The organism is Microbacterium umsixpiens (genome assembly GCF_053543675.1).
Genome location: NZ_JBLVOH010000137.1, coordinates 12,946 through 22,041, shown reverse-complemented (window position 1 = coordinate 22,041; position 9,096 = coordinate 12,946). Strand labels below are relative to the sequence as shown.

11 protein-coding genes and 1 pseudogene are annotated in these 9,096 nt (G+C 69.9%); 9 read left to right on the top strand and 3 right to left on the bottom strand.

Translation table 11 applies throughout. From position 1 onward, the window contains the following. A pseudogene (locus ACNPM4_RS13930) lies at positions 1 to 202 on the top strand (SGNH/GDSL hydrolase family protein); the annotation flags it as partial. On the opposite strand, the gene ACNPM4_RS13925 reads toward ACNPM4_RS13930, so the two are convergent. Continuing rightward, positions 171 to 713: a VOC family protein gene (locus ACNPM4_RS13925; RefSeq protein ID WP_448986047.1), complete on the bottom strand. Its 543-nt coding sequence runs from the start codon at positions 711 to 713 to the stop codon at positions 171 to 173. The pseudogene ACNPM4_RS13930 and the gene ACNPM4_RS13925 overlap by 32 nt on opposite strands. Before the next feature lie 87 nt (positions 714 to 800). On the opposite strand from ACNPM4_RS13925, the gene ACNPM4_RS13920 reads away from it, so the two are divergent. After that, positions 801 to 1,595 carry an AraC family transcriptional regulator gene (locus tag ACNPM4_RS13920; RefSeq protein ID WP_448986046.1) on the top strand — a complete coding sequence of 265 codons (795 nt, stop codon included), beginning with the start codon at positions 801 to 803 and terminating at the stop codon, positions 1,593 to 1,595. Between the two features lie 2 nt (positions 1,596 to 1,597). On the opposite strand, the gene ACNPM4_RS13915 is transcribed toward ACNPM4_RS13920, so the two are convergent. Next, positions 1,598 to 2,827, bottom strand: coding sequence for an APC family permease (locus ACNPM4_RS13915; RefSeq protein WP_448986045.1), 1,230 nt, complete (start codon positions 2,825 to 2,827; stop codon positions 1,598 to 1,600). A gap of 43 nt (positions 2,828 to 2,870) precedes the next feature. Beyond that, on the bottom strand, positions 2,871 to 3,341 hold the full coding sequence (locus ACNPM4_RS13910) for a PaaI family thioesterase (RefSeq protein WP_417503401.1): 471 nt from the start codon (positions 3,339 to 3,341) through the stop codon (positions 2,871 to 2,873). 102 nt (positions 3,342 to 3,443) lie between these two features. Between ACNPM4_RS13910 and ACNPM4_RS13905 the strand changes: the two genes are divergently transcribed. From ACNPM4_RS13905 to ACNPM4_RS13875, 7 genes are all read left to right on the top strand, one after another. Continuing rightward, the gene (locus ACNPM4_RS13905; RefSeq protein WP_262000597.1) at positions 3,444 to 3,794 is read left to right on the top strand and encodes a GntR family transcriptional regulator; all 351 of its coding nucleotides are present in this window, start codon (positions 3,444 to 3,446) and stop codon (positions 3,792 to 3,794) included. Then, complete coding sequence (locus ACNPM4_RS13900; protein ID WP_448986044.1) at positions 3,791 to 4,834, top strand: hypothetical protein; 1,044 nt, start codon at positions 3,791 to 3,793, stop codon at positions 4,832 to 4,834. The genes ACNPM4_RS13905 and ACNPM4_RS13900 overlap by 4 nt, the downstream gene beginning before the upstream one ends. A gap of 5 nt (positions 4,835 to 4,839) precedes the next feature. Continuing rightward, positions 4,840 to 5,790 carry a CPBP family intramembrane glutamic endopeptidase gene (locus tag ACNPM4_RS13895; RefSeq protein WP_262000599.1) on the top strand — a complete coding sequence of 317 codons (951 nt, stop codon included), beginning with the start codon at positions 4,840 to 4,842 and terminating at the stop codon, positions 5,788 to 5,790. A 31-nt stretch (positions 5,791 to 5,821) separates the two neighbouring features. After that, the gene (locus ACNPM4_RS13890) at positions 5,822 to 6,481 is read left to right on the top strand and encodes an O-methyltransferase (protein WP_105709539.1); all 660 of its coding nucleotides are present in this window, start codon (positions 5,822 to 5,824) and stop codon (positions 6,479 to 6,481) included. Between the two features lie 118 nt (positions 6,482 to 6,599). Beyond that, complete coding sequence (gene eno, locus ACNPM4_RS13885) at positions 6,600 to 7,880, top strand: phosphopyruvate hydratase (protein WP_029262985.1); 1,281 nt, start codon at positions 6,600 to 6,602, stop codon at positions 7,878 to 7,880. A 98-nt stretch (positions 7,881 to 7,978) separates the two neighbouring features. After that, positions 7,979 to 8,545: an FtsB family cell division protein gene (locus ACNPM4_RS13880; protein WP_197021062.1), complete on the top strand. Its 567-nt coding sequence runs from the start codon at positions 7,979 to 7,981 to the stop codon at positions 8,543 to 8,545. 47 nt (positions 8,546 to 8,592) lie between these two features. Then, on the top strand, positions 8,593 to 9,096 hold a 504-nt coding region (locus ACNPM4_RS13875), incomplete at its 3' end, for a DUF501 domain-containing protein (protein ID WP_448986043.1).

The window sequence follows — 9,096 nt, the reverse complement described above, 5'->3', positions numbered from 1 at the left end:
CCCACGGGCGGGCGCCGAGCCGGTCGACCTGCGCCGCGCGGTCGGCCCGATGTTCTTCGACGAGCCGGAGGAGATGTTCAGTCTCGACCGCTTCCACCCGAGCGCTCTGGGTTACCGGCGCACCGCCGAGGCCCTGCTGCCTGCCGTGTGCCGTGCGGCGGAGGTGGCGCTCAGTTCGCGCCGTCGCTCGGGGCCGTACTGAACGACGCGGCCCACTCGGCCACCCGCCGGCTGCTCTCCTCGTCGGAGATGTCATCGACACGGGTCATCACCGACCAGCGCACGCCGAACGGGTCGCGGATGCTCGCGAAGCGGTCGCCCGAGACGAACGGTGCGGGTGCTTCGCGCACGGTGGCTCCTGCCGCAACGGCCTTCGCCACGACCGCATCGACGTCGGAGACGTACAGGCCCATCGAGTAGCAGTCGTCGTCGCCTTCGGGCGCGCGGACGAGGTGGTACTCCGGGTTCGGTTCGCCGAGCTGGAGGATGCCGAGCCCGAAGTCGAGGTCGGCGTGTGCGACCACGCCGCCGAACTCGGTCACGTCGATGACCCTGGCGCCGAAGACGTCGCGGTAGAACTCGATCGCTTTCTTCGCGTCGGGGATCGCCAGGAACGGCGTGAGCGAGGTCGCGCTGTTCGGGCGGCCGTCGGTCGTGTATGTCCCGGTGGCGCCTGTCGTGGGGGCCTCTGTCGTGGGGATGTCGTTGCTCATGCCGCCACGTTAGGTCGCGGGGAAGCCCCGCGGCTTGAACATCCGCGACAACCTCCCGACGTCGGTGGGGGAGCCTACGCTGAGCGCATGGTGAACCCGACCCGTGGGGTGCTCTATCCCGCCCGCCTGCCCGAGTTCCACCGCCTCCCCGCACCGGCAGCGGCGACGGAGCTGGTCGCCTGGTTCTGGATTCCGGAGTGGGACATCGAGCGCGGGCGTTCGTCGCGTCAGGAGATCGTCGCCTATCCGGCGCTCAACCTCGTCGTCGATGCGGATGCTGTGACGCTGTCGGGCGCCACGACCCGGATGACCCACCGTGATCTCCGGGGGAGAGGCTGGGCCGTGGGTGCTCTGCTGCGCCCCGCTGCTGTCGCCGCCCTGATCGACGACCCCCGCGTGCTGGTCGACGGCGAGCGAGTCCTGGGCGAGTCGACGGCGGAGGTCGCCGAGCTGCGCGGTGCCCTGGTGGCGGCGATGGGTTCCGGAGACGGGCATCGCGATCGGGCGGTCGCGGCCTTCGCCCGGTGGCTCGGGGAACGGGTCGGCCCGGTCGGGGATCCCGCCCGCCAGGCCAACGCGCTCATGGAGGTCCTGATGGGGGAGGGAGCCGCGCTCACTCCGGAAGAGGCGGCCGCGCGCCTCGCGGTGTCGGTTCGCACTCTCCAGCGGATGACCCATCGCCACGTCGGGCTCTCGCCGGCAGCGATGATCCGGCGACGGCGCCTGCAGGAGGCAGCTGTGCGCGTGCGGGAGCACCCCGACATCGACCTCGCGTCGATCGCCGCCGAGCTCGGATACGCGGATCACGCCCATCTGACGAGGGACTTCCAAGCCGTCCTCGGTATCGCGCCGCGCGCATACCGCTCCGAGTCGAGCCGCTGACCTCACACGCGCGCGAGTCGGAGTCGCAGCATCCGGTATCCCACGCCGAGCAGGACCACCCCTGCTCCGATGGTGGAGGCCAGGACGGGAAGGGTCGCCACCAGCACGAGGCAGCCGAGCGCGCCGATGACCTGCAGTGCGCGGGGGTAGCGGCGTGCCGATCCTGTCTGCCGGAAGGCCGCCGCATTGGCGATGAAGTAGTACAGCAGCACACCGAAGGACGAGAAGCCGATCGCCCCGCGAAGATCGGCGAACAGCACGATGGCGATCACGATGACGGCGATCATGATCTCGGCGCGCTGCGGCACGTGGTGGCGCTCGTCGATCTTCGCGAGGAATCTCGGGACGTCGCTCTCCCGTGCCATGGCGAGGGTCGTCCGGCCGATCCCGGTCAGCAGTGCCAGCAGCGCGCCGAGTGAGGCGGCCGCTGCAGCCACACGGATGACCGGGGCCCACGCGGAAGCGCCCGCCGCGTCGAGCAGGTCGACCAGAGGCGCCATCGATCTGATCGCATCCCCGCCGAGGACCAGGACGACCGCGACGCAGACGAGCGTGTAGACGACGACGGCTCCACCCAGTGCGAGGACGATCGCGCGCGGAATCGTCTTCGACGGGTCGACCACCTCCTCGCCCATGGTCGCGATGCGCGCGTAGCCGGCGAACGCGAAGAACAGCAGCCCGGCACCCTGCAGCACGCCGTAGACGGTGGCGTCGGGCAGCGGACCGGGGGCGGCGGTCGGTGCGGCGCCGAGACCGAAGCCGACCGCGACGGCGATCCCGAGGAGCGAGCACACGACCAGGATGCGGGTGAGCAGCGCGGTCCTGGTCACGCCGAAGCAGTTCACGACAGCGAGCGCCGCCACCGCCGCCACGGCGACCGGCACCTGCCATCCGGTGGGGGCGGCATAGGCGGCGAAGGTCATCGCCATGGCGGCACAGCTCGCGATCTTGCCGATCACGAAGCTCCAGCCGGCGACGAATCCCCACCAGGGTCCGATCTCGGCGCGGGCATACGCATACGTGCCGCCCGCGACGGGATGTGCGGCCGCGAGCTGCGCCGATGCGGTGGCGTTGCCGTATGCGACGACGGCGGCGATCGCGAGGGCGATGAGGATGCCGCTTCCGGCGGCCCCGATCGCCGGAGCCCACACGGCGAACACGCCGGCGCCGATCATGGAGCCGAGGCCGATGGCGACGGCGTCTCCGAGCGTCAGTCGGCGAGCGAGGGGCATCCGTCCATGGTGACAGTCCGCGGTGAACGGCGGGTGACGCGATTCACCCTCGGGACGCCGTGACCCGCTTCTTCTCCCGGATGTAGACCTCGCGGCGCACCTTCGCGACGACATCGCCCTCGCGGTCCGTGATGACCGTCTCGAACCACTCCAGGACCTTCACCCCGCCGCGGGCGCGTTCGCGGATCTCCTCGGCCTTCTCCTTCGACACCTCGAACTCCGCAGTGAGCACGCCGCGGCCGGGCTTGAGGAACTCGATCTCGCCGCGGGTGTCCCACACCACATGGTCGCGCCCGAGCTGATGCATGACGAGCATGAAGAAGTACGGGTCGGTCATCGCGGACATCGACCCGCCGAACGCGGTCTTGACGTAGTTGCGGGTGAAGACGTTCACGTGCAGCTCGACGGTGGCGTGGGTCCAGTCCTCGCTGAAGCGACGGATGCGGATGCCGCTGAAGAGGTTCGGGATCCACAGGCTCATGCCGAGGGCGAGGCGGCGGGGAGTGATGCGCATCCCGCCAGTGTGGGGGACGCGGGCGAGGACGACGAAGACGTCTGGAGGGTAGCCACAGTTGTTCTAGTTCGAGTAGAATAACGCGAACAAGACGGAGGTCGGATGCTGATCAGGGTCGACATGGCGAGCGGGGTGCCGCTCTACGAGCAGGTCGCCGCTTCTGTGCGCGCCGACATCATCGCCGGCAGACTGGCGCCGGGAGACCGCCTTCCCTCGGCGCGCGAAGTCGCCGAGACCCTCGAGATCAACCTGCACACCGTCCTGCACGCTTACCAGCAGCTGCGCGCGGAGGGCCTGATCGACCTGCGACGTGGTCGTGGTGCAGTGGTCTCGGCTTCCGTCGGTCCGCTCGTCGACCTGACGAAGGATCTGCATGATCTGGTGTCGCGCGCCGCCGCGCTCGGCGTCGCGCCGGCCACACTCGCCGCTCTCGTGAAGGAGATCACCGTATGACCCCCGCCGTCCGCCGTGCCCGCACCGCCTTCCTCTGGGTGGGGGTGATCATTCCGCTCACGATCCTGGCGGTGTCGGCGGTCATCGTCGCGTTCTGGCTCCCCGAGATCCCGGAGCCTGCGGCGATCCACTGGTCGGAGGACGGCGTGAACGGCTTCGGGCCCGGCTGGACCTACCTCGCCATCCTCGGCGGCATCGCGGTGATGGTCATCGGGTTCGCGCTCCTCGCGTGGTTCGCGCACCGACTCCCGCAGAACGGGCAGCCGGTTCCCTCCGCAGAAGCCGAGCGCCCGCAGTGGTCGATCACGGCGAGGTTCCTCGGCGCGATGAACCTCGGTCTCGCGGCCATCGTCTCCTTCATCACCCTGGTCGGTGTCGACGCGCAACGCGGTCTCGCGGATGCCGCCGACACACCCGACATCGGCTTCGAGGTGCTGATCGGGTTCCTGCTCATGGCCGCCGGCGTGGCGATCGGGTGGTTCCTGCAGCCGTCCACGCCCCTGCCGGACACGAGCGGGTCCGAGAGCCCGGCGGAGCCCCTCCCGACCTCCGCCACGGAACGCCTCGTGTGGATCGGCACCGCAGCGATCGCCGGCGTCGCGTCGGCCGTGCTCGGCGGCGCGGTGCTGCTCGCCTGTGCGCTCGCCGCCGTCATGATCGCGACGGGAGCGGGCGGAGTGATGACCGCGGTCATCATGCTCGCCTCGTGTGGGATCCTGATCGCCGCGCTCATCACCACCTTCGCGTTCCGCGTGCGCATCGGGCCCGCCGGACTGCTCGTGCGGTCGCTGGCGGGCTGGCCGAGGATCGAGATCCCGTCCGCCGATATCGCGTCGGTACGCGCGATCGACGTCGATCCCTTCGCCGAGTTCGGGGGATGGGGGCTGCGCTACGGCCTCGACGGACGGTACGGCGTGGTCCTGCGGCGAGGTGAAGCGCTCGAAGTGACGCGGGTCGGTGGACGGCGGTTCGTCGTCACGGTCGACGACGCACAGACAGCGGCGGCGGCGCTCGCCGCCGTCACGAGGAAGGAAGCGTGAACAGCATGGACTCACCCACCCCCACGTCTCGAAGAGTCGAGTGGCCCGCCATCATCGTCTTCGTGGTCGTCGCTTGCGCGCTGGCCTGGCTGGTGGCACTGCCACTGTGGCTCGGAGACGGTCTCGCCGAGCCGATGTCCGTCTTCCTCCTCCCGGTCATGATGTTCACTCCGGCCATCGCGGTACTGGTCGTCACCTTCGCGATGCGCGTGCCCGCGCGGGGACAGCGTGCACGCTTCCTGGGCCTCTGGCCGCTACGGCCCGCCAAGCGCGTGGTCTGGCTCATGGTCGCCGCATGGCTCGTCCCGCCTGTCCTGGTGGCGCTCACGATCGTGGTGTCCGCAGCGCTCGGGTTCGTGCAGCTCGATCTGACGTTCGCCGGCTTCGCGGCTGAGCTCGCGAAGTCGCTGCCCGATGGTGTTCCGGTGCCGCCGGTCGAGATCGTGGTGTTCGCGCAGATCGCGATGGTTCCGCTCGGGGCGCTGCTCAACAGCTTCTTCGCCTTCGGGGAGGAGCTCGGATGGCGAGGCTGGCTGGTGCCGGCCCTGCGACCGCTCGGCACCTGGCCCGCCCTGATCCTCAGCGGCGCGATCTGGGGCCTGTGGCACAGCCCGATCATCCTGCTCGGCTACAACTTCGGGCGCACCGACATCACGGGAGTCCTGTTCATGGTCGGCGGCTGCGTCGCGTGGGGCATCCTGCTCGGCTGGCTGCGCCTGCGCTCGGCATCCGTCTGGCCGGCGGTGATCGCGCACGGATCACTGAACGCCGCCGCCGGGCTCATCGTCCTGTTCGCGGCCACGCAGCCCGACATGGCGCTCGCCGGACCTCTCGGCGTGGCGGCATGGATCGTCATCGCGGTGGTCGTCCTGGTGCTCGTGCTGACCGGCCAGTTCCGGAAGCAGCCGGAGCTCGCCGACGCGCCCGGTCGTCTGCTCTCGCCGCCGCGGGGTTGACGGAGGCCACAGCCGGCGGTTGGCTGAGGTCATGGACTCCACCCCCGCCGCCTGGTCGCAGGCCGATTCGTACCTCGCCGACACGCTCGTCGGGCCCGACGCCGAACTGGAATCGGCTCTCGTCGCGCAGCGAGAGGCGGGGCTGCCCGAGATCGAGGTCGCTCCCGTCGCCGGCAAGCTGCTGAACCTGCTCGTCCGCATCAGCGGTGCGCGAAGGGTGCTCGAGATCGGCACCCTCGGCGGCTATTCGACGATCTGGCTCGCCCGCGCCGTCGGTTCCGAAGGCCGCGTCGTGACGATCGAGGCGGAGGCTGAGAACGCCGCCGTCGCACGGGCCAGCATCGATGCCGCCGGTGTCGGTGACCGGGTCGACATCCGCATCGGCAGGGGCGCCGAGGTGCTGCCGACTCTGGTCGGCGGGTTCGATCTGGTGTTCATCGACGCCGACAAGGAGTCCAACACCGTCTATCTCGACTGGGCCGCGCGACTCGGTCACTCGGGCACGGTCGTCGTGCTGGACAACATCGGGCGCGAAGGCGAGATCGTCCGCGACGACAGCACCGACTCGAAGGTGATCGGCACCCGTGACGGTCTGCGGATGCTGGGGGAGGACCCGCGCTTCGACGCCACGGCGCTGCAGACGGTCGGGGCGAAGGGCTGGGACGGCTTCGCGATCGCCGTCGTGGTCTGAGCCCGCTCCGTGCGCGGCGGTCGGACGAGTCCCTGATCGGGTCGCACGGCCGGGCTAGACTGGGCGCGGATCGACGACGCTCCACACCACGTTTTCCCCCTGAGCAAGGAGCACATCAGTGGCACTGATCGAGGCTGTAGGCGCACGCGAGATTCTCGACTCGCGCGGAAACCCGACCGTCGAGGTGGAGGTCCTCCTCGACGACGGCATCGTGCAGCGGGCGGCCGTCCCGTCCGGTGCATCCACGGGTGCGTTCGAGGCGTACGAGCTCCGCGACGGCGACAAGAGCCGCTACGGCGGCAAGGGCGTCCTCAAGGCCGTCGAGGCCATCATCGACGAGCTGGGACCTGCGATCGAAGGTGTCGAGGCGAGCGAGCAGCGCATCGTCGACGAGATCCTCATCGAGGTCGACGGCACCGAGAACAAGAAGCGCGTCGGCGCCAACGCCATCCTCGGCGTGAGCCTCGCCGTCGCCAAGGCGGCCGCAGACTCCGCTGACCTCCCGCTGTTCCGCTACCTGGGTGGCCCGAACGCGCACGTGCTGCCCGTTCCGCTCTTCAACGTCATCAACGGCGGCGAGCACGCCGACAACGGCATCGACATGCAGGAGTTCTTCCTCGCGCCGGTCGGCGCGGAGACCTACTCCGAGGCGCTCCGCTGGGGCGTCGAGACCTACCACGTGCTGCGCGCAGAGCTGAAGGCCGCGGGCTACGCGACCGGTCTCGGCGACGAGGGCGGCTTCGCCCCCGACCTGCCCAGCAACCGCGAGGGTCTGGACTTCCTGGTGAAGGCGATCGAGAAGGCCGGCTTCACCCCCGGCACCGACATCGCCCTCGGCCTCGACGTCGCGGCGACCGAGTTCTTCAAGGACGGCGTCTACCGCCTCGACAACAAGGACTGGGACGCGGCCGCGCTCACCGAGTACTACGTGGGCCTCGTCAACGACTTCCCGATCGTCACGATCGAGGACGCTCTCGCCGAGGACGACTGGGACAACTGGAAGCACCTCACCGACGCTCTGGGCTCCAAGGTCCAGCTGGTCGGCGACGACCTGTTCGTCACCAACCCGCAGCGTCTCGCCGACGGCATCAAGCGCGGCGTCGCCAACTCGCTGCTCGTCAAGGTCAACCAGATCGGCACGCTCACCGAGACGTTCGATGCGGTCAGCTTGGCGCAGCGCTCCGGCTACACGGCGATGCTGTCGCACCGCTCGGGCGAGACCGAGGACACGACCATCGCCGACCTCGTCGTCGCGACGAACTCCGGTCAGATCAAGGCGGGTGCGCCCGCTCGCAGCGAGCGCGTCGCGAAGTACAACCAGCTGCTGCGCATCGAGGAGGAGCTCGGCGATGCCGCGGTCTTCGCCGGTCGTTCCGCGTTCCCGCGTTCGCAGGCCTGAGAACAGCTGACACACGAAGAAGCCGCGCGAGCGGCGGCCGAGAAAGCCGTCGCCCGCGGCGCAGGAAGCCGCTGAAGCGGTATGACGAAGGAGGGGCCGTGGCACGACGACCGGCTCCTCCTTCGTCGTCTCCGAACCCGAAGGCGACCGGAAAGGGGCGCGGCGGGTCGAAGGCGTCCGCTGTTGCCGCCCCCGCGCCCAGGGCCGCGGGGAGGAACCGCGGCGACGCGGCACGTGTGGATGTGCGCGAGTGGGCCTCCGGCATTCGCCTCTCGGCGTTTTCGGTCATCATGCTCTCGCTCGTGGTGCTGGGGGCCTGGGTCCTCGTGCCCACGCTCGGCACGTTCATCGACCAGCGTCAGAAGATCGCGGCGCTCGAGGCATCGGTGCAGGTGAGCGAAGACGAGATCACGGCGCTGATCGCCGAGCGCGAGCGATGGAACGACCCCGCCTACATCACCACTCAGGCGCGCGAGCGCCTGTACTACGTCAAGCCGGGCGAGGTCGTCTATCTGATCGACAACGACCTCGATCCGTCCGTGCTCCCGCGTGAGCAGGCGCCCGTGAGCGACACACTCGAGGAGAAGCCGTCGGACTGGATGCCGCAGCTGCTGCGCACCCTGGTCGCGACGGGACTCAGCGACACGGCGACGACCGCTCCCTGAGCGTCCGCTCCGAGCATCCTCTCGGCCGGCTCCCCTACGCTGGTGGGGTGACCACGCCGCCGTTCCCCGCTCCCACGCCCGCCGAGCTCGCCGTCGTCTCGGCCCAGCTCGGTCGTCCTGCCCGGGGTGTGGTGGGCATCGCCGCTCGCTGCGCCTGCGGCAACCCCACGGTGGTCGCGACGACGCCGCGCCTCCCGGACGGCACACCGTTCCCCACGTTCTACTACCTGACGCACCCGGCTGCCACGGCCGCGATGTCGACCCTCGAGGCCAACCAGGTGATGCCGGAGCTCGCAGCGCTCCTGGCCGACGATGAAGATGTCGCCGCCGCCTACCTCGCCGCGCATGAGGCCTACCTCGCCGACCGCGCGCAGTTCGGGGAGGTGTCCGAGATCGACGGCATCTCGGCGGGAGGGATGCCGACGCGTGTGAAGTGCCTGCATGCACTCGCGGGGCATGCGCTCGCTGCCGGTCCGGGAGTGAACCCCATCGGTGATGCCGCGCTGGCGCGGTCGTCCTGGTCGCCCGAGGTGTGCCGGTGCGAAGACCCC

What these genes read in the sequence shown, in the direction of transcription:
- ACNPM4_RS13920 (WP_448986046.1), top strand. Translation starts at nt 801, where the DNA reads ATGGTGAACCCGACCCGTGGGGTGCTCTATCCCGCCCGCCTGCCCGAG.
- ACNPM4_RS13925 (WP_448986047.1), bottom strand. Translation starts at nt 713, where the DNA reads ATGAGCAACGACATCCCCACGACAGAGGCCCCCACGACAGGCGCCACC.
- ACNPM4_RS13905 (WP_262000597.1), top strand. Translation starts at nt 3,444, where the DNA reads ATGCTGATCAGGGTCGACATGGCGAGCGGGGTGCCGCTCTACGAGCAG.
- ACNPM4_RS13890 (WP_105709539.1), top strand. Translation starts at nt 5,822, where the DNA reads ATGGACTCCACCCCCGCCGCCTGGTCGCAGGCCGATTCGTACCTCGCC.
- ACNPM4_RS13910 (WP_417503401.1), bottom strand. Translation starts at nt 3,341, where the DNA reads ATGCGCATCACTCCCCGCCGCCTCGCCCTCGGCATGAGCCTGTGGATC.
- ACNPM4_RS13900 (WP_448986044.1), top strand. Translation starts at nt 3,791, where the DNA reads ATGACCCCCGCCGTCCGCCGTGCCCGCACCGCCTTCCTCTGGGTGGGG.
- ACNPM4_RS13895 (WP_262000599.1), top strand. Translation starts at nt 4,840, where the DNA reads ATGGACTCACCCACCCCCACGTCTCGAAGAGTCGAGTGGCCCGCCATC.
- ACNPM4_RS13915 (WP_448986045.1), bottom strand. Translation starts at nt 2,827, where the DNA reads ATGCCCCTCGCTCGCCGACTGACGCTCGGAGACGCCGTCGCCATCGGC.